This is a genomic window from Streptomyces sp. Tek67B01 (genome assembly GCF_055231995.1).
The window spans coordinates 4,396,161-4,421,771 of record NZ_JBUYUY010000001.1; the positions used below are offsets into that span (position 1 = coordinate 4,396,161).

The 25,611-nt window shown below is 68.8% G+C and carries 16 protein-coding genes and 3 rRNA genes; 11 read left to right on the forward strand and 8 right to left on the reverse strand.

Annotation, left to right across the window (positions count from 1 at the left end; genetic code table 11):
- The first annotated feature begins 3 nt into the window (after nt 1-3).
- The 4 genes from ACV7NM_RS19780 to rrf all read left to right on the forward strand — a co-directional run bounded on the left by ACV7NM_RS19780 (nt 4) and on the right by rrf (nt 6,740).
- Nucleotides 4-1,011, forward strand: a complete 1,008-nt coding sequence (locus ACV7NM_RS19780) for a stage II sporulation protein M (RefSeq protein WP_463411509.1) — start codon at nt 4-6, stop codon at nt 1,009-1,011.
- A gap of 607 nt (nt 1,012-1,618) precedes the next feature.
- A 16S ribosomal RNA gene (locus tag ACV7NM_RS19785) occupies nt 1,619-3,143 on the forward strand.
- Between the two features lie 283 nt (nt 3,144-3,426).
- Nucleotides 3,427-6,550: ribosomal RNA gene (locus ACV7NM_RS19790) — 23S ribosomal RNA — on the forward strand.
- Nucleotides 6,551-6,623: 73 nt separating this feature from the next.
- A 5S ribosomal RNA gene (gene rrf / locus ACV7NM_RS19795) occupies nt 6,624-6,740 on the forward strand.
- Together the 16S, 23S and 5S rRNA genes form the textbook arrangement of a ribosomal RNA operon.
- Before the next feature lie 96 nt (nt 6,741-6,836).
- Here rrf and ACV7NM_RS19800 read toward each other — a convergent pair.
- The 6 genes from ACV7NM_RS19800 to ACV7NM_RS19825 form a co-directional block, all read right to left on the reverse strand.
- Nucleotides 6,837-7,433 (reverse strand): Uma2 family endonuclease, encoded by a 597-nt coding sequence (locus ACV7NM_RS19800; protein WP_463411510.1) that lies wholly within the window; start codon nt 7,431-7,433, stop codon nt 6,837-6,839.
- Nucleotides 7,434-7,495: 62 nt separating this feature from the next.
- Nucleotides 7,496-8,806: a DUF58 domain-containing protein gene (locus tag ACV7NM_RS19805; RefSeq protein WP_463411511.1), complete on the reverse strand. Its 1,311-nt coding sequence runs from the start codon at nt 8,804-8,806 to the stop codon at nt 7,496-7,498.
- Nucleotides 8,806-9,768 carry an AAA family ATPase gene (locus ACV7NM_RS19810; protein ID WP_463411512.1) on the reverse strand — a complete coding sequence of 321 codons (963 nt, stop codon included), beginning with the start codon at nt 9,766-9,768 and terminating at the stop codon, nt 8,806-8,808. The genes ACV7NM_RS19805 and ACV7NM_RS19810 overlap by 1 nt, the downstream gene beginning before the upstream one ends.
- Complete coding sequence (locus ACV7NM_RS19815) at nt 9,765-11,000, reverse strand: DUF4350 domain-containing protein (RefSeq protein ID WP_463411513.1); 1,236 nt, start codon at nt 10,998-11,000, stop codon at nt 9,765-9,767. The genes ACV7NM_RS19810 and ACV7NM_RS19815 overlap by 4 nt, the downstream gene beginning before the upstream one ends.
- The gene (locus ACV7NM_RS19820) at nt 10,997-11,653 is read right to left on the reverse strand and encodes a DUF4129 domain-containing protein (protein WP_463411514.1); all 657 of its coding nucleotides are present in this window, start codon (nt 11,651-11,653) and stop codon (nt 10,997-10,999) included. Before ACV7NM_RS19820 ends, ACV7NM_RS19815 begins: the two co-directional genes overlap by 4 nt.
- A gap of 7 nt (nt 11,654-11,660) precedes the next feature.
- Entirely contained in the window at nt 11,661-12,965 is a 1,305-nt protein-coding gene (locus ACV7NM_RS19825) for a glycerophosphoryl diester phosphodiesterase membrane domain-containing protein (protein WP_463411515.1), read from the reverse strand.
- A gap of 233 nt (nt 12,966-13,198) precedes the next feature.
- Between ACV7NM_RS19825 and mtrA the strand changes: the two genes are divergently transcribed.
- The 6 genes from mtrA (at nt 13,199) to ACV7NM_RS19855 (ending at nt 20,749) form a co-directional block, all read left to right on the forward strand.
- A complete protein-coding gene (gene mtrA / locus ACV7NM_RS19830) occupies nt 13,199-13,888 on the forward strand; it encodes a two-component system response regulator MtrA (RefSeq protein WP_189973359.1) in 690 nt (229 codons plus the stop codon).
- 88 nt (nt 13,889-13,976) lie between these two features.
- Nucleotides 13,977-15,926 carry an MtrAB system histidine kinase MtrB gene (gene mtrB / locus ACV7NM_RS19835; protein ID WP_463413995.1) on the forward strand — a complete coding sequence of 650 codons (1,950 nt, stop codon included), beginning with the start codon at nt 13,977-13,979 and terminating at the stop codon, nt 15,924-15,926.
- The gene (locus tag ACV7NM_RS19840; RefSeq protein ID WP_463411516.1) at nt 15,916-17,781 is read left to right on the forward strand and encodes an LpqB family beta-propeller domain-containing protein; all 1,866 of its coding nucleotides are present in this window, start codon (nt 15,916-15,918) and stop codon (nt 17,779-17,781) included. The genes mtrB and ACV7NM_RS19840 overlap by 11 nt, the downstream gene beginning before the upstream one ends.
- A gap of 113 nt (nt 17,782-17,894) precedes the next feature.
- Nucleotides 17,895-18,674, forward strand: a complete 780-nt coding sequence (locus tag ACV7NM_RS19845; protein ID WP_463411517.1) for a ComF family protein — start codon at nt 17,895-17,897, stop codon at nt 18,672-18,674.
- A gap of 384 nt (nt 18,675-19,058) precedes the next feature.
- Nucleotides 19,059-19,754 carry a ribosome hibernation-promoting factor, HPF/YfiA family gene (gene hpf / locus ACV7NM_RS19850; protein ID WP_463413996.1) on the forward strand — a complete coding sequence of 232 codons (696 nt, stop codon included), beginning with the start codon at nt 19,059-19,061 and terminating at the stop codon, nt 19,752-19,754.
- 227 nt (nt 19,755-19,981) lie between these two features.
- Nucleotides 19,982-20,749 carry a response regulator gene (locus ACV7NM_RS19855; protein ID WP_463413997.1) on the forward strand — a complete coding sequence of 256 codons (768 nt, stop codon included), beginning with the start codon at nt 19,982-19,984 and terminating at the stop codon, nt 20,747-20,749.
- Between the two features lie 24 nt (nt 20,750-20,773).
- On the opposite strand, the gene ACV7NM_RS19860 is transcribed toward ACV7NM_RS19855, so the two are convergent.
- Together ACV7NM_RS19860 and ACV7NM_RS19865 are read right to left on the reverse strand one after the other, a co-directional pair.
- A complete protein-coding gene (locus ACV7NM_RS19860) occupies nt 20,774-21,967 on the reverse strand; it encodes a winged helix-turn-helix domain-containing protein (RefSeq protein WP_463411518.1) in 1,194 nt (397 codons plus the stop codon).
- A 9-nt stretch (nt 21,968-21,976) separates the two neighbouring features.
- Complete coding sequence (locus tag ACV7NM_RS19865; protein ID WP_463411519.1) at nt 21,977-22,558, reverse strand: GNAT family N-acetyltransferase; 582 nt, start codon at nt 22,556-22,558, stop codon at nt 21,977-21,979.
- Nucleotides 22,559-22,784: 226 nt separating this feature from the next.
- Here ACV7NM_RS19865 and secA point away from each other — a divergent pair, with 226 nt between their 5' ends.
- Nucleotides 22,785-25,574 (forward strand): preprotein translocase subunit SecA, encoded by a 2,790-nt coding sequence (gene secA / locus ACV7NM_RS19870; protein ID WP_463411520.1) that lies wholly within the window; start codon nt 22,785-22,787, stop codon nt 25,572-25,574.
- The last annotated feature ends 37 nt before the right edge of the window (nt 25,575-25,611 follow it).

Below are 25,611 nucleotides of genomic sequence, written 5' to 3' on the forward strand. Positions count from 1 at the left end.
CGGATGGATGTCGACGTCTTCGTGGCGGCCCACCAGGCACAGTGGGCCCGACTGGAACAGCTCCTCGGCCGCGGCCGACGGCTCACCGGAGCGGAGGCCGACGAACTCGTCGCGCTCTACCAGCGCACCTCCACCCACCTCTCGCTGATCCAGTCCAGCGCCCCCGATCCCATCCTCATCGGCCGCCTCACCCAGCTCGTCGCCCGCGCCCGCGCCACGGTCACCGGCGCCCGCCGGGCCGGTTGGCGCGACGCGGCCCGCTTCTTCACCGTCGGCTTCCCGGCCGCCGTCTACCGCAGCCGCCGCTGGTGGATACCGACGGCGCTGCTGTCCGTCGCCGTCGGCGTCCTCATCGGCTGGTGGATCGCCACGCACCCCGAGGTGCAGGCCACGCTCGCGGCGCCGGCGGACCTGAAGAAGATGACCCGCCCCGGCGGTGAGTACGAGACGTACTACTCCAGCCATCCCGCGGCGTCCTTCGCGGCGCAGGTCTGGACGAACAACGCCCAAGCCGCGGCGGTGTGCCTGGTCCTCGGGGCGTTCCTCGGGCTCCCCGTGCTGTGGATCCTGTTCCTGAACATGGCGAACCTCGGGGCCGGAATCGGGTTGATGGCCTCCGCCGGCCGCCTCGACGTCTTCCTCGGCCTGATCCTTCCGCACGGCCTGCTGGAACTGACGGCGGTCTTCGTCGCGGCCGGCACGGGCCTGCGACTCGGCTGGACGGTCATCGACCCCGGCCCCCGCACCCGCCGTACCGCCCTCGCCGAACAGGGACGAGCCGCGCTGGGCATGGCCCTCGGCCTGGCTGTCGTCCTCTTCGTCTCGGGCCTGATCGAGGGCTTCGTGACCCCGTCGGGCCTGCCCACCTGGGCCCGCGTCACCATCGGCGTTGCCGCCGAGGCCGCCTTCCTGACCTACGTCTACGTACTGGGCGGACGCGCCTCGCGGGCGGGCGAGGTGGGCGACGTCGAGGCGGCGGACCAGACGGCGACGCTCCCCACCGCGGCCTGATGTGCGCGGGGGCCCCGGGAGCTGCTAGTCTCCTCGCCTGTCCCGCAAACACTGTTGACACGGTGCGAGCGGGGAGGTAGATTCAAACGGTTGCCCGAGCCGGTCAGGTTCGGACGTGATGGTTTAAAATCTCTCTCGCCCCAGGAATTGAATTCCAAGTGGGCACATCCGCCTCATCACTCAAGCTTCGAAGCCGGGAAATCCGGTGGAAAAGTTCTGATAGAGTCGGTCTCGCCGGAAAGGGAAACGCGAAAGCGAAGAACTGGAAAGCGAACCCCGCTTCGACCGGGAATCGGACACGAAAGAGTCTGATAGAGTCGGAAACGCAAGAACAAAACGAAGAACAAAGGAAGCGCCCGGAGGAAAACCCGCGAGGGTGAGTACGAAGGAAGCGTCCGTTCCTTGAGAACTCAACAGCGTGCCAAAAATCAACGCCAGAAGTTGATACCCCGTCCATTTCGGTGGATGAGGTTCCTTTGAAAAAGTCCTGGCCCCGATTCGTTGGGGGCAGGCAATGAACACAGCGAGGACGTTGTGGTCGACCGGTCTTATTCCGACCTTGGTTGACCCGCTCTAAGTGTGTGTTTCACCCGATTACGGGTAAACATTCATGGAGAGTTTGATCCTGGCTCAGGACGAACGCTGGCGGCGTGCTTAACACATGCAAGTCGAACGATGAAGCCCTTCGGGGTGGATTAGTGGCGAACGGGTGAGTAACACGTGGGCAATCTGCCCTTCACTCTGGGACAAGCCCTGGAAACGGGGTCTAATACCGGATAATACTCCTGCCTGCATGGGCGGGGGTTGAAAGCTCCGGCGGTGAAGGATGAGCCCGCGGCCTATCAGCTTGTTGGTGGGGTAATGGCCCACCAAGGCGACGACGGGTAGCCGGCCTGAGAGGGCGACCGGCCACACTGGGACTGAGACACGGCCCAGACTCCTACGGGAGGCAGCAGTGGGGAATATTGCACAATGGGCGAAAGCCTGATGCAGCGACGCCGCGTGAGGGATGACGGCCTTCGGGTTGTAAACCTCTTTCAGCAGGGAAGAAGCGAAAGTGACGGTACCTGCAGAAGAAGCGCCGGCTAACTACGTGCCAGCAGCCGCGGTAATACGTAGGGCGCAAGCGTTGTCCGGAATTATTGGGCGTAAAGAGCTCGTAGGCGGCTTGTCACGTCGGATGTGAAAGCCCGAGGCTTAACCTCGGGTCTGCATTCGATACGGGCTAGCTAGAGTGTGGTAGGGGAGATCGGAATTCCTGGTGTAGCGGTGAAATGCGCAGATATCAGGAGGAACACCGGTGGCGAAGGCGGATCTCTGGGCCATTACTGACGCTGAGGAGCGAAAGCGTGGGGAGCGAACAGGATTAGATACCCTGGTAGTCCACGCCGTAAACGTTGGGAACTAGGTGTTGGCGACATTCCACGTCGTCGGTGCCGCAGCTAACGCATTAAGTTCCCCGCCTGGGGAGTACGGCCGCAAGGCTAAAACTCAAAGGAATTGACGGGGGCCCGCACAAGCAGCGGAGCATGTGGCTTAATTCGACGCAACGCGAAGAACCTTACCAAGGCTTGACATATACCGGAAAGCATTAGAGATAGTGCCCCCCTTGTGGTCGGTATACAGGTGGTGCATGGCTGTCGTCAGCTCGTGTCGTGAGATGTTGGGTTAAGTCCCGCAACGAGCGCAACCCTTGTCCTGTGTTGCCAGCATGCCCTTCGGGGTGATGGGGACTCACAGGAGACCGCCGGGGTCAACTCGGAGGAAGGTGGGGACGACGTCAAGTCATCATGCCCCTTATGTCTTGGGCTGCACACGTGCTACAATGGCCGGTACAATGAGCTGCGATACCGTGAGGTGGAGCGAATCTCAAAAAGCCGGTCTCAGTTCGGATTGGGGTCTGCAACTCGACCCCATGAAGTCGGAGTTGCTAGTAATCGCAGATCAGCATTGCTGCGGTGAATACGTTCCCGGGCCTTGTACACACCGCCCGTCACGTCACGAAAGTCGGTAACACCCGAAGCCGGTGGCCCAACCCGTAAGGGAGGGAGCTGTCGAAGGTGGGACTGGCGATTGGGACGAAGTCGTAACAAGGTAGCCGTACCGGAAGGTGCGGCTGGATCACCTCCTTTCTAAGGAGCACAGTACCGATTGCAGACAAATGTTCTGCACGGTCAGCTCATGGGTGGAACGTTGATTAGTTGGCACCGGATGGTCTGATGGTTCTCGAGTACTGCTTCGGCGTGGAAAGAGGAGACGGAAGGTCTTCGGTGCTTGGCACGTTGTTGGGTGTCTGAGGGTACGGCCGTATGGCTGTCCTTCTGCGATGCCGGCCCCAGTGAACTTGTGCTTCGGTGCAGGGTGATGGGTGGCTGGTCGTTGCTTGAGAACTACACAGTGGACGCGAGCATCTGTGGCCAAGTTTTTAAGGGCGCACGGTGGATGCCTTGGCACCAGGAACCGATGAAGGACGTGAGAGGCCGCGATAGGCCCCGGGGAGCTGCCAACTGAGCTTTGATCCGGGGGTGTCCGAATGGGGAAACCCGGCAGTCGTCATGGGCTGTCACCCACTGCTGAACACATAGGCAGTGTGGAGGGAACGAGGGGAAGTGAAACATCTCAGTACCCTCAGGAAGAGAAAACAACCGTGATTCCGGGAGTAGTGGCGAGCGAAACCGGATGAGGCCAAACCGTATGCGTGTGATACCCGGCAGGGGTTGCGCATGCGGGGTTGTGGGAATTCTTTTGATCGGTCTGCCGGCCGGTCGGCGAGTCAGAAACCGTTGATGTAGTCGAAGGACATGCGAAAGGTCCGGCGTAGAGGGTAAGACCCCCGTAGACGAAACATCAGCGGCTTGCTTAAGAATCTCCCAAGTAGCACGGGGCCCGAGAAATCCCGTGTGAATCTGGCGGGACCACCCGCTAAGCCTAAATATTCCCTGGTGACCGATAGCGGATAGTACCGTGAGGGAATGGTGAAAAGTACCGCGGGAGCGGAGTGAAATAGTACCTGAAACCGTGTGCCTACAAGCCGTGGGAGCGTCGCCGTTGTTCTTCGGAACAACGGTCGTGACTGCGTGCCTTTTGAAGAATGAGCCTGCGAGTTAGCGGTGTGTAGCGAGGTTAACCCGTGTGGGGAAGCCGTAGCGAAAGCGAGTCCGAATAGGGCGATTGAGTTGCACGCTCTAGACCCGAAGCGGAGTGATCTAGCCATGGGCAGGTTGAAGCGGAGGTAAGACTTCGTGGAGGACCGAACCCACCAGGGTTGAAAACCTGGGGGATGACCTGTGGTTAGGGGTGAAAGGCCAATCAAACTCCGTGATAGCTGGTTCTCCCCGAAATGCATTTAGGTGCAGCGTCGTGTGTTTCTTGCCGGAGGTAGAGCACTGGATAGGCGATGGGCCCTACCGGGTTACTGACCTTAGCCAAACTCCGAATGCCGGTAAGTGAGAGCACGGCAGTGAGACTGTGGGGGATAAGCTCCATGGTCGAGAGGGAAACAGCCCAGAGCATCGACTAAGGCCCCCAAGCGTACGCTAAGTGGGAAAGGATGTGGAGTCGCAGAGACAACCAGGAGGTTGGCTTAGAAGCAGCCACCCTTGAAAGAGTGCGTAATAGCTCACTGGTCAAGTGATTCCGCGCCGACAATGTAGCGGGGCTCAAGCGTACCGCCGAAGTCGTGTCATTGCAGCAATAAGCCCCAACGGGTGTTGTGATGGGTAGGGGAGCGTCGTGTGCCGGGTGAAGCAGCAGCGGAAGCTAGTTGTGGACGGTTCACGAGTGAGAATGCAGGCATGAGTAGCGATACACACGTGAGAAACGTGTGCGCCGATTGACTAAGGGTTCCTGGGTCAAGCTGATCTGCCCAGGGTAAGTCGGGACCTAAGGCGAGGCCGACAGGCGTAGTCGATGGACAACCGGTTGATATTCCGGTACCCGCTTTGAAACGCCCAATATCGAATCAGGCGATGCTAAGTCCGTGAAGCCGTTCCGGACCCTTCGGGGAAAGGAAAGTGGTGGAGCCGACGAACCAGACTTGTAGTAGGTAAGCGATGGGGTGACGCAGGAAGGTAGTCCAGCCCGGGCGGTGGTTGTCCCGGGGTAAGGGTGTAGGCCGAGGGGTAGGCAAATCCGTCCCTCATTAAGGCTGAGACCTGATGCCGAGCCGATTGTGGTGAAGTGGATGATCCTATGCTGTCGAGAAAAGCCTCTAGCGAGTTTCATGGCGGCCCGTACCCTAAACCGACTCAGGTGGTCAGGTAGAGAATACCGAGGCGTTCGGGTGAACTATGGTTAAGGAACTCGGCAAAATGCCCCCGTAACTTCGGGAGAAGGGGGGCCATCACTGGTGAAGGAACTTGCTTCCTGAGCTGGGGGTGGCCGCAGAGACCAGCGAGAAGCGACTGTTTACTAAAAACACAGGTCCGTGCGAAGCCGTAAGGCGATGTATACGGACTGACGCCTGCCCGGTGCTGGAACGTTAAGGGGACCGGTTAGTGCGCTTTCGGGCGTGCGAAGCTGAGAACTTAAGCGCCAGTAAACGGCGGTGGTAACTATAACCATCCTAAGGTAGCGAAATTCCTTGTCGGGTAAGTTCCGACCTGCACGAATGGCGTAACGACTTCTCGACTGTCTCAACCATAGGCCCGGTGAAATTGCACTACGAGTAAAGATGCTCGTTTCGCGCAGCAGGACGGAAAGACCCCGGGACCTTTACTACAGTTTGATATTGGTGTTCGGTTCGGCTTGTGTAGGATAGGTGGGAGACTTTGAAGCCGTGACGCCAGTCATGGTGGAGTCGCCGTTGAAATACCACTCTGGTCGTGCTGGATGTCTAACCTCGGTCCGTGATCCGGATCAGGGACAGTGTCTGATGGGTAGTTTAACTGGGGCGGTTGCCTCCCAAAGGGTAACGGAGGCGCCCAAAGGTTCCCTCAGCCTGGTTGGCAATCAGGTGTTGAGTGTAAGTGCACAAGGGAGCTTGACTGTGAGACCGACGGGTCGAGCAGGGACGAAAGTCGGGACTAGTGATCCGGCGGTGGCTTGTGGAAGCGCCGTCGCTCAACGGATAAAAGGTACCCCGGGGATAACAGGCTGATCTTCCCCAAGAGTCCATATCGACGGGATGGTTTGGCACCTCGATGTCGGCTCGTCGCATCCTGGGGCTGGAGTCGGTCCCAAGGGTTGGGCTGTTCGCCCATTAAAGCGGTACGCGAGCTGGGTTTAGAACGTCGTGAGACAGTTCGGTCCCTATCCGCTGTGCGCGTAGGAATATTGAGAAGGGCTGTCCCTAGTACGAGAGGACCGGGACGGACGAACCTCTGGTGTGCCAGTTGTCCTGCCAAGGGCATGGCTGGTTGGCTACGTTCGGGAGGGATAACCGCTGAAAGCATCTAAGCGGGAAGCCTGCTTCGAGATGAGTATTCCCACCTCCTTGAGAGGGTAAGGCTCCCAGTAGACGACTGGGTTGATAGGCCAGATGTGGAAGCCCGGTAACGGGTGGAGCTGACTGGTACTAATAGGCCGAGGGCTTGTCCTCAGTTGCTCGCGTCCACTGTGTTAGTTCTGAAGTAACGACCGTGTTTTCATCCGGTTGGATATCTTCATAGTGTTTCGGTGGTCATAGCGTTAGGGAAACGCCCGGTTACATTCCGAACCCGGAAGCTAAGCCTTTCAGCGCCGATGGTACTGCAGGGGGGACCCTGTGGGAGAGTAGGACGCCGCCGAACAATCATTGTGGGAAAGCCCCGCACCTTATGGTGCGGGGCTTTTCTGCGTTCCGGACCATTTTGCGGGCGAGCGCAAGGCCCCCTCCCCCCGGTGCTTCACCAGTCGGCGGGATAGCTCTTGAGACCGCTCGTGTCGAGCGTCCATCGGCCGGCGGTGACGGTATCCCCGAAGGCGTAAGGGACCTTTTTGCGGTAGCGGACGCCGTCTGGACCGTGCGAGGGGTCGCTGTGCACCGTGACCGTCTTCTTGTCCTTGCGGGGGTCCACGACTACGTACAGGGGCACCCCCATCCTCGGATAGTCGTGCAGCTTGTCGCGGATGTCCGTGAGGGAATTCGTGCGGCTCACCACCTCCACGACCATCAGCACATCGCGGGAGTTGACGACCTTCGCCGTGTCGTCGGTGTCCTCCTCCGGAATGACCATGAGGTCGGGGACCTTGGTCAAGCCGGTGACCGGATCGCCCATATTCGTATCGTTGAGGGCCATGACCTCGGGTGACTGGGCCTCGATCTGCCGGCGCAGCCGCACCACGTTCAGTCCGTGGGGAGCTGTGGGGCTCATCATCGTGAGGAAGATTTGACCGTCGGTGGTTTGCACCTTCCACCGGTCTTCTTGGTGCTCGGCCAGCTCCGCGAGTTGCTCCGCGAACGCGTGCATGCGCCGCATCTGTTCGGGGGTGATGTCGGCCATGGGGCCCTCCTGACGGGGTACTCCGACCAGGGTATCCAGCCGGCTGGGTGTGGCCGGGGAGGTTACAGGCGCCCGGCGGCCTTGAGGGTGAGGTAGGCGTCCGCGAGAGCGGGGGCGAGGGTGTCCGGGGTGGCGTCGACGACGTGGACGCCGAGGCGGGTGAGGTGGTCCGCTGTGCGGCGGCGTTGGGACTGGGACTGGGTGGCGGCCGCGGCGTCGTAGACGGAGTCGAGCGTGCCGCGGGACCGGGCCATCTCCGCGACGCGGGGGTCCGCCACGGAGGCGAGCAGCACAGTGTGGCGCTGGGTGAGCTGGGGCAGGACCGGCAGGAGGCCCTCTTCGACGGGGGCGGCGTCCAGGCTCGTCAGGAGGACGACCAGGGAGCGGCGCGGGGCGCTGCGCAGGATGGTCGAGACGAGGGCGCGGGAGTCGGTCTCGACGAGCTCCGGCTCCAGAGTGGCCATGGCGTTGACGAAGGCGGGGAGGGTGTCGGCGGCCGAGCGGCCTTGGACCTGCGCGCGGGGGCGGCGGTCGTGGGCCAGCAGGTCCACCCGGTCGCCGGCGCGGGTGGCCAGGGCGCTGAGGAGCAGGGCCGCGTCCATGGCGGAGTCCAGGCGGGGCGCGTCCGCGACCCGGCCGGCGGACGTGCGACCGGTGTCGAGGCAGACGAGGATGTGGCGGTCGCGTTCGGGGCGCCAGGTGCGGACGGCGACCTTGTGGCCGCGGGCGGTGGCGCGCCAGTCGATGGAGCGGGTGTCGTCGCCGGGGAGGTAGTCGCGGAGGCTGTCGAACTCGGTGCCCTCACCACGTGTCAGGAGGCTGGTGCGGCCGTCGAGTTCACGGAGCCGGGCCAGGCGTGACGGCAGGTGCTTGCGGCTCGTGAACGGGGGCAGGACCCGGACCGTCCAGGGCACGGTGTGGGTGCCCTGGCGGGACAGGAGCCCGAGGGGGCCGTAGGAGCGGATCGTGACGCGGTCGGCCCGGCGGTCTCCGCGGCGGGTGGGTCGCAGGCGGGTGGTGAGGCGGCGGCGTTCCCCGGCCGGGACGAGCAGGTCGTGGCGCGACGCGGAGGGTTCGGTGTCGGGGAGCCAACTGCTCGGGGGCCAGGCGTCGCGGACGCGGGCCCGCAGGGTGCGGCCCCCGGGGTTGGTCACCGTGAGGTGTACGTCGGCCGGCTCGCCCAAGCGGACCGAGGTGTCGCCGGAGCGGGTCAGCCGGAGTGTTCGGACGGGCGCGGCCAGGGCGTAGTCCACGGCGCAGGCCAGGCCGATGGCGCCGTTGACCGCGAGCAGGCCCGTCCAGCCCGGTTCGAGGAGGCCGACGGGGAGGCTGCCGAGGGCCGCCAGCAGGGCGGCGCGTCCGGTGAGCGCCATCAGCGGGGGACGGGGACGTGGGACAGGATCGCGGAGATGACCGCGTCGGCCGAGACGCCTTCCATCTCGGCTTCCGGGCGCAGTTGGACGCGGTGGCGCAGGGTCGGCAGGGCGAGGGCCTTCACGTCGTCGGGGGTGACGTAGTCGCGGCCGGTGAGCCAGGCCCAGGCGCGGGCGGTGGCCAGCAGGGCGGTGGCGCCGCGCGGGGAGACGCCGAGGGTCAGGGACGGCGATTCGCGGGTGGCGCGGCAGATGTCGACGACGTAGGCGGCGATCTCGGGGGAGACGGTGGTGCTCTCGACGGCCTTGCGGGCGGCTTCGAGTTCGTCGGGTCCGGCCACCGGGCGGATGCCCGCGGCGTGCAGGTCGCGCGGGTTGAAGCCGGCGGCGTGCCGGGTCAGGACGCCGATCTCGTCCTCGCGGGACGGCAGGGGGACCGTCAGTTTGAGGAGGAAGCGGTCCAGTTGGGCTTCGGGGAGGGGGTAGGTGCCCTCGTACTCGACGGGGTTCATGGTGGCGGCGACGAGGAAGGGCTCGGGGAGCTTGCGGGGGACGCCGTCGACGGTGACCTGCCGCTCCTCCATGGCCTCCAGGAGGGAGGACTGGGTCTTGGGGGGCGTCCGGTTGATCTCGTCGGCCAGGAGGAGGTTGGTGAAGACGGGGCCGTTCTGGAAGGAGAACTCGGCGGTCCGGGCGTCGTAGACCAGGGAGCCGGTGACATCCCCGGGCATCAGGTCGGGGGTGAACTGGACGCGCTTGGTGTCGAGTTCGAGGGACGCGGCCAGCGCCCGCACGAGGAGGGTCTTGGCGACGCCGGGGACTCCTTCGAGCAGGACGTGGCCCCGGCACAGGAGTGCGACGACGAGACCGGTGACGGCGGAGTCCTGGCCGACCACGGCCTTCGCGATCTCGGTGCGGAGCGCTTCCAGGGAGGAACGGGCGCTGTCCGTGGTGGCCGTCATGAAATGCGGACCTCTCTTTCGAGGGCGTCGAGGTGGTCGGCGAGCGCGACGAGTGCCGCGTCGTCGGAGGGGGTGGTGCCGAAGAGCAGGGTGGCGAGGTCCGTGGCGCGGTCGGCGGTGAGCCGGGCGGACACGGCGGGGAGCAGGGAGGCGGGTTCGTGGGCGCGGCCGGCCGGTACGCCGACGAGCACGGCGAGGCGTTCGCGGGTGGCGGTGCGCAGCACGGTGGCGGCGCGGTCGCGGGCCCCGGCCTTGCGGTAGAGGCGGGCGCGCCCCTCGGTGGCCTCCGAGGCGCGGACCGCGACGGGGAGGTTCTCGCTGACGAGGGGGCCGAGGCGGCGGGCGCGCCACAGGGCGGCGAGGGCGGCGGCCACGAACAACTGGAGCAGGGCCCAGGTCCAGCCGGAGGGTACGAGGTCGAGGAGGCTCTTTCGCTCGGGGGCGTCCGGGCCGGTCTGCTCGGCGGGGTCGGGCAGGTACCAGACGAGTTCGGGGCGGGAGCCGAGGAGCTGTAGGGCGAGGGAGGCGTTGCCCTCCTTGGACAGGGTCCGGTTGAGCAGGATGCTCTCGGAGCCGAGGAGGACGGTGTCGCCGCCCTTGGCTATGGCGGGCAGCACGAGGAGGGTGGGGTGGCCGCCGTCGGGGTAGCAGGCGGTGGCCCCGGCGAGGTCGGTGCTGTAGCGGGGGCCGCCTCCGGTGGTGGCGCGGCCGGCGGAGCGGGCGGCGGGCAGCGCGCAGGCCGGGTCGAGGGTGGCGCGGTCGGAGAAGGCGCGGGCGGTCGCGGCGGGGGCCAGGTCGGTGAGGCCGGTGCCGGTGGGCGCGAGGAGGACGGTGCGTCCGCCGGAGGTGTTGGCGGCGGAGCGCAGCGTGCGCCGGCGGGTGTGGTCGAGGGCGTCGGGGTCGGTGACCAGGAGGGTGGTGCGGGGGCCGGTGGCGGCGGCCGCTTCGTCGGCGCTGGTGACGACCCGGCTGGTGACGCCCCGGGCCTTGAGGAGCTCGGCGACGGCGCGGCTGCCGTACGGGTCGGCGGACCGGGGGTCGAGGTAGCCGTGGTGTCCGTCGGAGTGGAGGGCGGCCACGGTGACGCCGCCCACGAGGAGGACGCCGAGGGCGGCCAGGAAGCCCCGGGAACGGACCCACAGGGTGGTGGCCCGGGTGGTGGCCGGGGGCGCGGGAGGCGCCGTCGTGGCGGGGTCCTGGGGCGCCGTGGCGGTGGACGTGGGGCCGGTCATGCCGTGGGTCCCGTCAGGAGCGGCGTGGCGCGCTCCAGGGTGAGGTCGAGGGTGCGCAGGCGGTCGTAGGTGTCGGCGTCGCCGGTGCGTCCGCCGTAGGTGACGTCGTCGAAGGCGCGGGCCGCCGCGCGCAGGTCTTCGGCGTGCCCAGGGAGGCAGGCGGACGCTTCGGCGGCGGCCTCGTCGGCGGTGCGGCCGGGGCGGGGGTCGAGCAGGGCGCGTTCCTCCAGCGAGCGGACGACGGCGCGCATGCGTTCCCGGACGGCTTCGGTCCAGCGGCCGGCGCCGGCGTGGGCGTCGGCGGCGGCCCGGTGGTCGGCCGCGGTGCGCGCGCCCTCGTCGAAGAGGGTCCCGGCGGCGGCGACGGCGCGGCGGGGGCTACCGAGCCGCCACCACAGGGCGCCGATGGCCAGGGCGGCGAGGAGCACGACGGCGACGAGGCCGACCGTGCCCCCGGGGGTCGCCCCGGCGGCACGGTCGAAGAAGTCGCCGAGCCACTCCCAGAGCCGGTCCAGGACGCGCTGGATCGGGCTCGGGTCGTTCTGGTGGTACATCCGCTTGGACAGTTCGCGTTCGGCCGCCTCGCGGGCGGCGTCGCGCGGAGTCGTCACCGGCGGTGTGGCGGCGGTGACGACGGGTCCCCCCGTGCTCATCGGTGTGTCAGCCTCCGTAGCCGGCGCCGGCGCTTCCGTAGTCCTGAAGGCCGGCGGCCCGGGCGAGTTCCAGGTCGAGGGCCTCGCGGCGGATGCGCTGGTCGATGTACAGCAGGACGGTGATGCCCGCCGAGATCGGCAGGACGACCGTGAAGCTGATGATCGAGCCGATGCCGTTGATGAGCAGGAACGACCAGGAGACGGCGAAGGAGCCGTCGGTGAAGGAGCTGAGGTCGCCCACGCCGCTGAGCACCGCGATGAGGGTGAACGGCATGGCGATCAGCATCGACACGAGGCCGGTGATGAGCCCGGTCAGGAGCGTGATGCCGAAGATGCGCCACCAGGAGCCCCGGACGAGCTTGGCGGACCGCCTGAGCGCCGCGAAGACCCCGGCCCGCTCCAGCATCAGGGCCGGCGAGGCCAGCACGAAGCGGAACCAGAGCCAGACGAAGAGCGGCAGGGCGACGAGCGTGCCGAGGAGGGCGACGCCGATGTTCTCCATGAGCACGCCCGGCAGGAGCAGCACTCCGAAGAGGAGGACCGCGCCGACCGCGAGGAGCAGAGTCATTCCGGCGAGGGGCAACAGGCGGGGCCGCGCCTCCCGCCACGCTTCGCCGACCGTGACCTGCCGGCCGATCACGGCGCGGCTGTAGATGACGGTGAGCAGCGCGCTGGCGATGATGCCGAGGACGAGCTGGAGGAACGCGTTGGCGAAGACGGGGACGACGGCGTCGCGGAGGCCGCGGAGCGCCTGTTCCGGGTCGTCGCCGGTGGTGGTCGAGGTGGTGAGTCCCGCCAGGGCGAACTTGTTGATCAGTACGTTGCCGGCCTCGATGAGGACGCCCACGACGAGGCTGATGGACAGCACCGAGCGCCAGTGGGTGCGCATGGTGGAGACCGCGCCGTCGAGCAGCTCGCCCAGGCCGAGGGGGCGCAGCGGGATCACGCCGGGCTTGGCGGCCGGGGGCCGGCCCCAGGGGCCGCCGGGGTGGCCGTACTGGCCGCCGTAGGGCGATCCGTACTGCGGGGGCTGTCCGGGCTGTCCGGTCGGGGGCCCGTACGATCCCCAGCCCGCGCCCTGCTGCGGCTGCTGCGGGGCGGCGTCGGCGGGGCCGGGTGCCGGGGCCGGGTGGCCGGGGTCGGCCCACTGGCCGGGCGGCGGTTGGGCGGCGGACCACTTGGAGTCCGCGGCCGGCTGTGCGGGAGGCTGTATGCCCTCCGGCGTGCCCTGGCCGCCCGTGCCGCCGGCTTGGCCGCCCTCGCCTTCCGACGGGGAGGACCCGGGCGAAGCCCAGCCCGGAGAGTCGTTCATTTCGCTCCTTCACGTGCGTCTGCTGCGGCGGGGGCGCTGGTCGGCTGCCATCGTGCCACGTGGGAGCGGGGAGCGGACGGGGTGTTCCGCGAGATCGGGTCTCTTCCCGCCTTCGATTGTCGCGAGAATCCGGGGCAGACTGGTCGGCCTGATCGCCACGCAGGTTCGGGGGGCGATTTCCAGCCCTTTTGGCTGTGGGACAGCTCACCGCCAGGTAACGATTAGCTAATGGGATGATGTCAAGCATGAAGGGACGAGTCCTTGTCGTCGACGACGACACCGCGCTGGCCGAGATGCTCGGCATTGTGCTGCGTGGAGAAGGTTTTGAGCCGTCGTTCGTAGCGGACGGTGACAAGGCACTGGCTGCTTTCCGGGAGGCGAAACCGGACCTGGTACTGCTCGACCTCATGCTGCCCGGACGGGACGGCATAGAGGTCTGCAGGCTGATCCGGGCCGAGTCGGGGGTGCCGATCGTCATGCTCACGGCGAAGAGCGACACCGTCGACGTCGTCGTGGGTCTGGAGTCCGGGGCCGACGACTACATCGTCAAGCCGTTCAAGCCGAAGGAGCTGGTGGCGCGCATCCGGGCCCGCCTGCGCCGCTCGGAGGAGCCGGCGCCCGAGCAGCTGGCCATCGGTGACCTGGTCATCGACGTGGCCGGGCACTCCGTCAAGCGCGACGGTGCCTCCATCGCCCTGACCCCGCTCGAGTTCGACCTGCTGGTCGCCCTCGCGCGCAAGCCCTGGCAGGTCTTCACCCGTGAGGTGCTGCTGGAGCAGGTCTGGGGATACCGGCACGCGGCGGACACCCGGCTGGTCAACGTGCACGTGCAGCGGCTGCGCTCCAAGGTCGAGAAGGACCCGGAGCGCCCCGAGATCGTCGTGACGGTCCGCGGTGTCGGCTACAAGGCCGGACCGAGCTGACGTGCAGCCCGGCAAGCCCCGGGGCGGCTCCCGCAGGGGAGCCCTGCGGGGCGGCCGGTCGCTCAAGGAGCGACTGGCCGGCAGCCCCGTGCTGCGGCTGTGCGTACGCCTCGTACGCCGGCCGCTGCTTCCGGCTGTCCGGCTCTGGCGGCGCAACATCCAGCTGCGGGTCGTCGCGGCAACCCTGTTGCTCTCGCTCACCGTCGTGCTCGCCCTGGGCTTCGTCGTCATCGCGCAGGTCAGCAAGGGTCTCCTCGACGCGAAGGAGGAGGCCGCCCAGAGCCAGGCCGCGGGCGGTTTCGCGGTCGCCCAGGAGAAGGCCAACACCCCCTTCGCCGCCGACGGCTCCGACGTCACCGACAACAAGATCGGCCGTGACGCCAGCACCTGGATGAACTCCCTCGTCAAGCAGCTGGCCAGCGGCGGTCAGACCGCCTTCGAGGTGGCCGCGCTCGGCGCGGGGGCGGGTGAGCCGGCCGCGCCCGGTGCCCAGGGCGTCAAGGGCGCCCGCGCCTCCGGCAACGTCGATCCGACCGCCAGCGTCCCCATCACGCTGCGCCGCGCCGTCAACCACGCCACCGGCACCTTCAAGACCTTCTCCGAGATCCGCTACACGGCCGGCTCCGGGGAGAAGGCCCCCGCGCCGGCGCTGGTCATCGGCAAACGGCTCACCGACATCAACGGCGACCCCTACGACCTGTACTACCTCTTCCCGCTGACCCAGGAAGAGGAGTCCCTCAACCTCATCAAGGCCACCATCGCCACCGCCGGCCTGTTCGTCGTCGTCCTGCTCGGCGCGATCGCCTGGCTCGTCGTGCGCCAGGTGGTCACGCCCGTCCGGATGGCCGCCGGGATCGCCGAACGCCTCTCCGCGGGACGGCTCCAGGAGCGGATGAAGGTCACCGGCGAGGACGACATCGCCCGGCTCGGCGAGGCCTTCAACAAGATGGCCCAGAACCTCCAGCACAAGATCCAGCAGTTGGAGGACCTGTCGCGGATGCAGCGCCGGTTCGTCTCCGACGTCTCGCACGAGCTGCGGACCCCGCTGACGACCGTCCGCATGGCCGCCGACGTCATCCACGACGCCCGCGTGGACTTCGACCCCGTCACCGCCCGCTCCGCCGAACTCCTCGCCGGACAGCTCGACCGCTTCGAGTCGCTCCTCGCCGACCTGCTGGAGATCAGCCGCTTCGACGCGGGCGCCGCCGCCCTGGAAGCCGAACCCATCGACCTGCGCGACGTCGTACGCCGCGTCATCGACGGAGCCGAACCGCTGGCCGAGCACAAGGGCACCCGCATCCGGGTCCTCGGCGACACCCAGCCCGTCATCGCCGAAGCCGACTCCCGGCGCGTCGAGCGGGTGCTGCGCAACCTCGTCGTCAACGCCGTGGAACACGGCGAGGGGCGCGACGTGGTGGTCCGGCTCGCGTCCGCCGGCGGAGCCGTCGCCGTCGCCGTACGGGACTACGGGGTCGGGCTCAAGCCCGGCGAGGCCACCCGCGTCTTCAACCGGTTCTGGCGCGCCGACCCCGCCCGGGCCCGGACCACCGGCGGGACCGGCCTGGGCCTGTCCATCGCCGTCGAGGACGCGCGGCTGCACGGAGGCTGGCTCCAGGCGTGGGGCGAGCCCGGCGGCGGCTCCCAGTTCCGCCTCACCCTGCCCCGCACCGCCGACGAACCGCTGCGCGGCTCCCCGATCCCGCTGGAACCCGAGGACTCCCGCTCCAACCGGGTCAGGGCCGCCGCCGAGGCGGCGGCACGCGCCGGCTCCGGCAACGGCGCCGGTGGACCCGGCGGCGACCGGCCCCGGCCGGCCGGCCGCTCCCCGATACCGCCGCGCCCGGCGGTGACCACCGCGATGCCGGTCCCCGCGGACCCGACGGCGCTGCCCGGGAACGGGGCCCGGGTCGTGGCGCGCCCCGCCGAGCAGTCCGTGGTCAACCAGTCGGCGGCCGAGCAATCCGCGGCCGACCAGTCGGCGGCCGAGCAGTCCGCGGCCGGCACGTCAGCACAGGAGGATGGACCCGGTGGACGCTGAGCGCGGGCCGGCACACGTACAGGCCCGGCGGGAGGGCAGGCCTCGGCGCGCGACCCTGCGGGTCCACGCCGTGCTCGGGGCGGCCGCGCTGCTGCTCGCCGGCTGCGCCTCCATGCCCGACAGCGGGGAGATCCGGCAGGTCCAGGCCTCGCAGGGCGTCGACTCCCAGGTGCGGGTGTTCGGCGTACCGCCCGCCGACAAGGCCGGGGCGGCCGACATCGTCGACGGCTTCCTGGAGGCCATGACCAGCGACGACCCCCAGCTGGAGACGGCCCGCAAGTACCTCACCGAGGACGCCGCGAAGAACTGGAAGCCCGGCTCGGCCGTCACCGTGCTCTCCTCCGGCCTCGACCGCTTCCCCGTGCAGGGCTCCAAGGAGCCCGACGACACGCGGTGGAAGGTCACCGGCAAGAAGCTCGCGACGGTGGACGAACGCAGCGCCTACCAGCCGGAGACCGGCGGCGGGCGCTACGAGGAGTACCTCCAGCTGGTGCGGGAGAAGGACCAGTGGCGGATCGCGACCCCGCCGAGCAGCCTCGTCCTCAGCGAGTCCGACTTCCAGCGCATCTACAAGCCCGTCAACAAGTACTACTTCGCGGGCGGCACGCTCGTCGCCGACCCGGTGTACGTGCGCCAGCGCAGCGACCCCGACTCGCGGATGGACCCCACCACCCAGACCGTGCAGTCGCTGCTCGCCGGACCCTCCAAATGGCTGGCCCCGGTCGTCACCTCCAGTTTCCCCACCGGGACGGAACTGCGCGCGGGCACCAAGACCTTGTCCTACGACGGCCAGAACACGCTGCGCGTACCGCTGAACGACAAGGCGAAGAACGTCGCGCAGCCGCAGTGCCAGAAGATGGCCACCCAACTCCTGTACACCATCCGGGATCTGACGGCCTCCCGGCTCGACCGCGTCGAGCTGCTGCGCCCCGACGGCAAGACGTCGTTGTGCTGGATCACGCGCTCGGCCGCGGTGGCGATCGCGAACCCGGCGCAGTCCCCCGAGCACCAGTACTACGTCGACAAGGACTACCGGTTCGTACGGATGTCCCTCAACGTCAACGCCGAGGACCAGCAGCAGGACAAGCCGGAACCCGTTCCCGGGCCGCTGTCCACCGCCACCGGGTTCAAGGTGGGCTCGGCCGCCGTCACCTACGACGAGAAGCGCGCCGCGGTCGTCTCGGACGACAGGCACGGGCTGTACGTGGTGACGCTGACGACGGCCGGGCCGATGCCCCAGCCGTTGCAGTTCCCGGGGGGCAGGGCCGGCAAGCTGACCGCGCCCAGCTGGGACACGCACGGCGACCTGTGGATCGCGGACGTCGACCCGCCGAACCAGGGGTTGTGGCGGGTCCCCGGCGGCACCGGGACGCCGCAGAGGGTGGAAGTGGCCGGGCTGGACGGCGGCCGGATCACCGCGCTCAAGGCCTCGCCCGACGGGGTGCGCATCGCGCTGCTCGTCGAGAAGGACGGCAGCCGCAAGAACCTGTACACCGGGCGGATCGAGCGGCCCGACGGCAAGGCGGACGCCTCGCCGGTGGCGGTGCGCGAGCTGCGGCCCGCGGCCCCGCAGATGGCCGACGTGATGGCGATGAGCTGGGGGCCGCGGGGCCGCCTGCTCGTGGTGGGCCGGGAGAGCGGCGGGGTCATGCAGGCCCGCTACATGCTGTCCGACGGCTCCACGGCCGCCGCGAGCCTGCCCGGAGCCTCCGGGCTGGCCGGGGTCGCGACGACCGAGGACGAGGAGAAGCCGGTCGTGGCGTTCTCCGACGAGGACGGCATCGTGTGGCTGCCGCCGGGGGCGCAGTGGCGCACGGTGGCGGCGGGCGGCCGGGAGCCGGTCTACCCGGGCTGAGCGGCGGCTGCGGCGGCGGGTCGTCCGCGGACAGGTTTTCCGGGACCGGTTTTCCACCGGCGGGTTTTCCACAGGGGTGGCGGGCGGCCCCGGCCGGGAGGCAGGGTCGTCCCATGCGGGGGTGGTGGCAGGAGCTGGCGGGGCTGGTACTGCCGGCCGACTGCGCCGGGTGCGGGGCGCCGAGGGTGGTGCTGTGCGCGCGGTGCCGGGCCGCCTTGGGCGGTGGCGGAGCCGGGCGGGCCCGGCCCACCGCGCCGCCGTCCGGCCTGCCGGTGGTCCACGCGGGCGCGCGGTACGGGGGCGCGGTACGAGCCGTGGTGCTGGCCCACAAGGAGCGCGGCGCGCTCCCGCTGGCGGGCCCCCTCGGCGCCGCGCTGGCGGCCGCGGTCCTGGCGGGTGGTGCGGGGTGGGGCGGGGAGGGGGAGGTGGGGGAGCGGGCCGCGCTGGTCCTCGTACCGGTACCTTCCGCCCGCCACCGGGTCCGGGCGCGCGGGCACGACCCGGCGCGCAGGATCGCGCTGGCCGCCTCGGCGCGACTGCGTCGGGCCGGGGTGCCCGCGCGGGTGGCCCCCGTACTGCGGTTGCGGCGGCGGGTCGCGGACCAGGCGGGCCTGGGGGCCCGGGAGCGGCGGGAGAACCTGGCCGGGGCCCTGGAGGCGCGTCCGGCGGGGGTGCGGTCGGCGGGCGGTGCCCGGATCGTGGTGGTGGACGACGTGATGACCACCGGTGCCACGCTGGCGGAGGCGGCGCGGGCGCTGCGGGCGGCCGGGCTGCGCGTGGCCGGCGCGGCGGTGGTGGCGGCGCCCGCGGACTCCTTCCGGGCCGCCCCGCCCGCCGCCGCCCCGCCCGCCGGACTCCCGCGCGAGTGGGGAAATCGGCGACGGACCGCATAGACGTGGAACCCCGGGGGAAGGCGCATCGTTACCGGTGACAAGAGATGCCCACGAAGTGCACAAGAGGAAGAATCCGACTGAACGGAACCGAACGGAGGTTTGTTCCGGTAGCGGGTGCCGACAACCGGCATTGAGAGATATGTTCGGTTGTGAGGACTGGCGATCCTTGGGCCCCACGTCATCGGAGCACCGACCCGCCCGTTTTTGGAATCTTCGTGTCAGAGGGTGTCTCTCTGCTCCGAAGTCGGTGGGATGTGGATCTTGCCGGCGGGGGAGGAGGAGGTGAAAGTCGCCAAGTCCGAGGCTCTGGTGCTCACCGGAGCCTGGTGCGAAAGGGAGACGCTTCGCCCCAAGAGGCGGAGCTATCCGGGAACGGAGTTCTGCGTGGACATCGTCGTCAAGGGCCGCAAGACCGAAGTGCCCGAGCGGTTCCGCAAGCACGTGGCAGAGAAGCTGAATCCCGAGCGGATCCAGAAGCTCGACGCCAAGGTGATCAGCTTGGACGTCGAGGTGTCCAAGGAGCACAACCCGCGCCAGGCCGACCGTTCCGACCGCGTGGAGATCACCCTGCACTCGCGGGGCCCGGTGATCCGGGCCGAGGCGGCGGCAGCGGACGCGTACGCGGCGCTGGACCTGGCTCAGGACAAGCTGGAGGCCCGGCTGCGCAAGCAGCACGACAAGCGTTACACCCGCCGCGGCAACGGCAGGCTCTCGGCGGCCGAGGTCGCCGACGTGGTGCCGGGCGTCGCGCAGCTCAACAGCAACGGGGAGCCGGTCTCCGAAGAGCAGACAGACGGGGTCCCCACCACCCGGATCGGGCCCCTTGAGGTGCAGGGCGACGGCCCCCTCATCGTCCGCGAGAAGACCCACTCCGCCGCACCCATGTCGCTCGACCAGGCGCTGTACGAGATGGAACTGGTCGGCCACGACTTCTACCTGTTCGTCGACGCCGACACCAAGCTGCCCAGCGTCGTCTACCGACGTCACGCCTACGACTACGGCGTCATCCACGTCAATCCCGACGGCGCCTCCAGCACGGAGGAGCCGCGCGGCGGCGCCGGCGGATCGCTCGGCGGCTGAGTGTTCGAACCCTGCCCCCGTGGAGCGCCGTCCCGGCCTCCGCGGGGGCATTCGTATGACGCGTATGAGCCAGTCGGCCTCCCCATGAGGCCCCTCCCCGAGCCCCGGGCATGGAATCATGGCGGGCAGTCAGGCGGCGGCCCGGTGCGTCCGGTTGGCCCAACAGGCAGCACGAGCGGTCAGCGGATGAGCAGGTCAGCAGCTCGGCACATGCAGGGGGAGGAATGATGGCGGACAGCTTCGGGCCGGTACGCGGTGACGACGGCGCGGGCTGTCGCGAGGCGGGGCGCGTGGCCGGCGGCCAGGCGGACGCCCCGCGTGACGGGTCGGCCGGGGAGCCGATCCGGGTGCTCGTGGTCGACGACCACGCCCTCTTCCGGCGCGGGCTGGAGATCGTCCTCGCCCAGGAGGAGGACATCCAGGTCGTCGGTGAGGCCGGGGACGGGGCGGAGGCGGTGGACAAGGCCGCCGACCTGCTGCCGGACATCATCCTCATGGACGTACGGATGCCCCGGCGCGGGGGTATCGAGGCGTGCACCTCGATCAAGGAGGTGGCACCTTCCGCGAAGATCATCATGCTGACGATCAGCGACGAGGAGGCAGACCTCTACGAAGCGATCAAGGCGGGCGCCACGGGATACCTCTTGAAGGAGATCTCCACGGACGAGGTCGCGACGGCGATCCGGGCGGTCGCGGACGGCCAGTCGCAGATCAGCCCTTCGATGGCGTCGAAGCTGCTGACCGAGTTCAAGTCGATGATCCAGCGGACGGACGAGCGCAGGCTGGTGCCGGCGCCCCGGTTGACCGACCGGGAGCTGGAGGTCCTCAAGCTGGTGGCCACCGGGATGAACAACCGTGACATCGCCAAGGAGTTGTTCATCTCCGAGAACACGGTGAAGAACCACGTGCGCAACATCCTGGAGAAGCTGCAACTGCACTCCAGGATGGAGGCCGTGGTGTACGCGATGCGCGAGAAGATCCTCGAGATCAGGTGACCGGGGACGCCCGGGCGGGCGGCGTCAGGTCAGCGCGGCCAGTTCCGCCGTGACCGCCGCCGCTTCGGCCGGGGTGGTGGCGCGGTCCACGCGGACGCGGTCGCAGCCCACCCAGGACGCCGCCTCCAGCAGGGCCTCGGCCATGGGCCGGGCGTCCTTGGGGGTGGTCAGGGAGAGTTGCCGGGCCACCAGCGTGGTGCCCTCGCGGGCCGGGTCGACCCGGCCCCGGAGCCGGCCGCCGGTCAGTAGCGGCATCGCGAAGTAGCCGTGTATCCGCCGGGGCTTGGGGACGTACGCCTCCAGCCGGTGCGTGAAGCCGAAGATCCGCTCCGTTCGCGGCCGGTCCCACACCAGCGAGTCGAACGGGGACAGCAGCGTCGTGCGGTGGCGGCCGCGCGGGGCGCTCGCCAGCGCCGCGGGGTCGGCCCACGCGGCCCCTCCACGGCGGTCGCGTCCCCAGCCCTCGACGGTCACGGGGACCAGCCCCGAGTCGGCGATCACCGCGTCGACCTGGTCGCCCTTCAGGCGGTGGTAGTCCGCGATGTCCGCGCGGGTACCGACGCCCAGGCTGTGCCCGGCGAGGGCGACGAGCCGGCGCAGGCACTCGCGGTCGTCCAGGTCGTCGTGGAGCAGCGCGTCCGGGACGGCCCGCTCGGGCAGGTCGTAGACGCGCTTCCAGCCGCGCCGCTCCGAGCACACCACCTCACCGGTGTCGAGCAGCCACTCCACCGCGATCTTGGTCTCGGACCACTCGAACCACTCCCCGCCGTTCTTGGCGCCGCCGAGCTCGGTCGAGGTCAGCGGGCCGTCGGCCTCGAGACGGTCCAGGACGGCCCGCGTCGAGCGTTCCTTGTCCTGTAGGACGTGCCAGCGGTGGCCCCGCGCCCGGCGGGCGCGGCGGCGGAAGGCGAAGTGCGGCCACTCCTCGATGGGCAGGACGCAGGCCGCGTGGGACCAGTACTCGAAGGCGTGACGATCGGACCAGTAGGCCTTCTCGACGGCTTCGCGGCCCACCGCGCCCAGGCGCGCGTACGGGATCAGTTCGTGCGAGCGGGCCAGCACGGAGATCGTGTCCAGTTGTACGGCGCCCAGGTGGCGCAACACGCCGCGCACCCCGCCCTTGCGGTCGGGAGCGCCCAGGAAACCCTGCGCGCGCAGGGCGATCCGGCGGGCGTCGTCCGCGGACAGGGACACGATCGGCGGCGGTGTGCTCGTCATGGCCGCACCTTAGGGCGTGGTACTGACAGCGGGCAGGTACGGGAGTACCGACGGCAGGCCCACGTCCGAGGGGAGCAGGGCGCCGACCCAGCAGTCGCGGGCGGTGCCGTTGCGGACGAGGGCGGCGCGCAGGAGGCCCTCGAAGCGGAAGCCGGCCTTCTGTGCGACGGCCCGGGAGCCGTGGTTGCCGACCTCGGCGCGCCATTCGACCCGGACCGCGCCGAGTTCGGTGAAGGCCCAACGGGCGACGGCGCGCACGGCCTCGGTCATGTAGCCGTGACCGCGGTGCTCCTTGGTGGCCCAGTAGCCGATCTCGAACGCGTCGGGTCCGCGCACGTGCACGCCGACGGCCGCGACCAGCGGGCCCTCGGCGCCCAGGCGTACGGCGAAGCTGTAGCCCGTGTCCTCGCGCCATCCGGCCGGGACGATCTCGCCGACGAAGGCGCGGGCGTGCGCGCGCTCGTACGGGGAGGGGACCATGGTCCAGCGCTGGATGTCCGGGTCCTGGGCGGCGGCGTGGACCTCGTCCTCGTCGGCGGGGGTGAAGGGACGCAGGCTCAGGCGCTCCGTGCTCAAGGTGGTGGGGTCCATGGACGGATTCTGCTGCCGGCGCGCGGCGCGGGCGAACAGTTTTCGCTCACACCGGCACCTTCCGTGCCCCCCATCCGTTCTCATTCCGGGCGCCCGCGCCCTGCGGATAGTGCGGACCTCCCGACGCGACCGCGTCCTCGCTTACGATGGCCGTTGCGGTGGGGCCCACCCTCCGTGCCCGTGTACGAACCAGTGCCAGGCCCGACCGGCAAGGAGACAAACCTCGGTGTCCGTCTTCAACAAGCTCATGCGTGCAGGCGAAGGCAAGATCCTGCGCAAACTGCACCGCATCGCGGACCAGGTCAACTCCATCGAAGAGGACTTCGTCAACCTCTCCGACGCCGAGTTGCGGGCGCTCACGGACGAGTACAAGCAGCGTTACCAGGACGGCGAGAGCCTGGACGACCTGCTGCCCGAGGCCTTCGCGACCGTTCGCGAGGCGGCGAAGCGCGTCCTCGGCCAGCGGCACTACGACGTCCAGATCATGGGTGGCGCGGCGCTGCACCTCGGCTACGTGGCCGAGATGAAGACCGGTGAGGGCAAGACCCTCGTCGGCACGCTGCCCGCTTACCTGAACGCCCTGTCCGGCAAGGGCGTCCACCTGATCACGGTGAACGACTACCTCGCCGAGCGCGACTCCGAGCTGATGGGCCGGGTGCACAAGTTCCTCGGCCTGGAGGTCGGCTGCATCCTGGCGAACATGTCGCCGGCCCAGCGCCGCGAGCAGTACAACTGCGACATCACGTACGGAACGAACAACGAGTTCGGCTTCGACTACCTGCGCGACAACATGGCGTGGTCGAAGGACGAGCTGGTGCAGCGCGGCCACAACTTCGCCGTGGTCGACGAGGTCGACTCGATCCTGGTCGACGAGGCCCGTACGCCGCTGATCATCTCCGGCCCGGCCGACCAGGCGACGAAGTGGTACGCGGACTTCGCCAAGCTCGTCACCCGCCTGACCAAGGGCGAGCCCGGCAACCCGCTCAAGGGCATCGAGGAGACCGGCGACTACGAGGTCGACGAGAAGAAGCGCACCGTCGCCATCCACGAGGCGGGCGTGGCGAAGGTCGAGGACTGGCTCGGCATCGACAACCTGTACGAGTCGGTGAACACCCCGCTCGTCGGTTACCTCAACAACGCCATCAAGGCGAAGGAACTGTTCAAGGTCGACAAGGACTACGTCGTCATCGACGGCGAAGTCATGATCGTCGACGAGCACACCGGCCGCATCCTCGCCGGCCGCCGCTACAACGAGGGCATGCACCAGGCGATCGAGGCGAAGGAAGGGGTGGACATCAAGGACGAGAACCAGACCCTCGCCACGATCACCCTGCAGAACTTCTTCCGCCTGTACTCGAAGCTGTCGGGCATGACCGGTACGGCCATGACCGAGGCCGCCGAGTTCCACCAGATCTACAAGCTCGGTGTCGTCCCGATCCCGACCAACCGCGACATGGTCCGCAAGGACCAGCCGGACCTGATCTACCGCACCGAGGTCGCGAAGTTCTCCGCCGTCGTCGACGACATCGCGGAGAAGCACGAGAAGGGTCAGCCGATCCTCGTCGGCACGACGTCGGTCGAGAAGTCCGAGTACCTCTCCCAGCAGCTCTCCAAGCGCGGCATCCCGCACGAGGTGCTGAACGCGAAGCAGCACGAGCGCGAGGCCTCGATCGTCGCCCAGGCCGGCCGCCGCGGCGCGGTCACCGTCGCCACGAACATGGCCGGCCGCGGTACCGACATCAAGCTCGGCGGCAACCCCGACGACCTCGCCGAGGCGGAGCTGCGCCAGCGCGGCCTGGACCCGGAGGAGCACATCGAGGAGTGGGCGCACGCCCTTCCCGAGGCGCTCAAGCGGGCCGAGGCGGCGGTGAAGGCGGAGTTCGAGGAGGTCAAGGAGCTCGGCGGGCTGTACGTGCTGGGCACCGAGCGGCACGAGTCGCGCCGTATCGACAACCAGCTGCGAGGCCGCTCCGGCCGACAGGGCGACCCGGGCGAGTCCCGGTTCTACCTCTCGCTGGGTGACGACCTGATGCGCCTGTTCAAGGCGCAGATGGTCGAGCGGGTCATGGCGATGGCGAACGTGCCGGACGACGTCCCGATCGAGAACAAGATGGTGACGCGCGCGATCGCGTCGGCCCAGTCGCAGGTCGAGACCCAGAACTTCGAGACGCGCAAGAACGTCCTCAAGTACGACGAGGTCCTCAACAACCAGCGCGAGGTCATCTACCGCGAGCGCCGGCGCGTCCTGGAGGGCGAGGACCTCCAGGAGCAGGTCCGCCACATGATGGACGACACCATCGACGCGTACATCGCGGCCGAGACGGTGGAGGGCTTCGCGGAGGAGTGGGACCTGGACCGGCTGTGGGGCGCCTTCCGGCAGCTTTACCCGGTGAAGGTCACCGTGGAGGAGCTGGAGGAGGCCGCGGGGGACCGGGCGGGCATCACGGCCGAGTTCATCGCCGAGTCCGTCAAGGACGACATCCACGAGCAGTACGCGGAGCGCGAGAAGGCGCTCGGCTCCGACATCATGCGCGAGCTGGAGCGGCGCGTGGTGCTGTCGGTGCTGGACCGCAAGTGGCGCGAGCACCTGTACGAGATGGACTACCTGCAGGAGGGCATCGGCCTGCGGGCGATGGCCCAGAAGGACCCGCTGGTCGAGTACCAGCGCGAGGGCTTCGACATGTTCAACGCCATGCAGGAGGGCATCAAGGAGGAGTCCGTCGGCTACCTGTTCAACCTGGAGGTCCAGGTCGAACAGCAGATCGAGGAGCTCCCGGTGCAGGACACCGTGCCGGCGCCGGCGAAGCCGGAGATCCGGGCGAAGGGACTGGACGCCCCGCAGCGGCCGGACCGGCTGCACTTCTCGGCGCCGACGGTGGACGGTGAGGGCGGGGTCGTCGAGGGCGACTTCGACGCCGACGCCGATGTGGACGGCGAGGAGGCCGGGGTCGGGATGACGCGGGCGGAGCGGCGCAAGGCGCAGAAGGCCTCCGGCGGGCGGCGCCGGAAGAAGTAGCCGCCGCCGTTGCCGGGGCCGGACACCGCTGTACGGG

What these genes read in the sequence shown, in the direction of transcription:
- ACV7NM_RS19805 (WP_463411511.1), bottom strand. Translation starts at nt 8,806, where the DNA reads ATGGCGCTCACCGGACGCGCCGCCCTGCTGGCGGCCCTCGGCAGCCTC.
- ACV7NM_RS19865 (WP_463411519.1), bottom strand. Translation starts at nt 22,558, where the DNA reads ATGGACCCCACCACCTTGAGCACGGAGCGCCTGAGCCTGCGTCCCTTC.
- ACV7NM_RS19855 (WP_463413997.1), top strand. Translation starts at nt 19,982, where the DNA reads ATGGCGGACAGCTTCGGGCCGGTACGCGGTGACGACGGCGCGGGCTGT.
- ACV7NM_RS19820 (WP_463411514.1), bottom strand. Translation starts at nt 11,653, where the DNA reads ATGAGCACGGGGGGACCCGTCGTCACCGCCGCCACACCGCCGGTGACG.
- ACV7NM_RS19780 (WP_463411509.1), top strand. Translation starts at nt 4, where the DNA reads ATGGATGTCGACGTCTTCGTGGCGGCCCACCAGGCACAGTGGGCCCGA.
- ACV7NM_RS19800 (WP_463411510.1), bottom strand. Translation starts at nt 7,433, where the DNA reads ATGGCCGACATCACCCCCGAACAGATGCGGCGCATGCACGCGTTCGCG.
- ACV7NM_RS19810 (WP_463411512.1), bottom strand. Translation starts at nt 9,768, where the DNA reads ATGACGGCCACCACGGACAGCGCCCGTTCCTCCCTGGAAGCGCTCCGC.
- ACV7NM_RS19845 (WP_463411517.1), top strand. Translation starts at nt 17,895, where the DNA reads ATGCGGGGGTGGTGGCAGGAGCTGGCGGGGCTGGTACTGCCGGCCGAC.
- ACV7NM_RS19825 (WP_463411515.1), bottom strand. Translation starts at nt 12,965, where the DNA reads ATGAACGACTCTCCGGGCTGGGCTTCGCCCGGGTCCTCCCCGTCGGAA.
- ACV7NM_RS19815 (WP_463411513.1), bottom strand. Translation starts at nt 11,000, where the DNA reads ATGACCGGCCCCACGTCCACCGCCACGGCGCCCCAGGACCCCGCCACG.
- ACV7NM_RS19860 (WP_463411518.1), bottom strand. Translation starts at nt 21,967, where the DNA reads ATGACGAGCACACCGCCGCCGATCGTGTCCCTGTCCGCGGACGACGCC.
- mtrA (WP_189973359.1), top strand. Translation starts at nt 13,199, where the DNA reads ATGATGTCAAGCATGAAGGGACGAGTCCTTGTCGTCGACGACGACACC.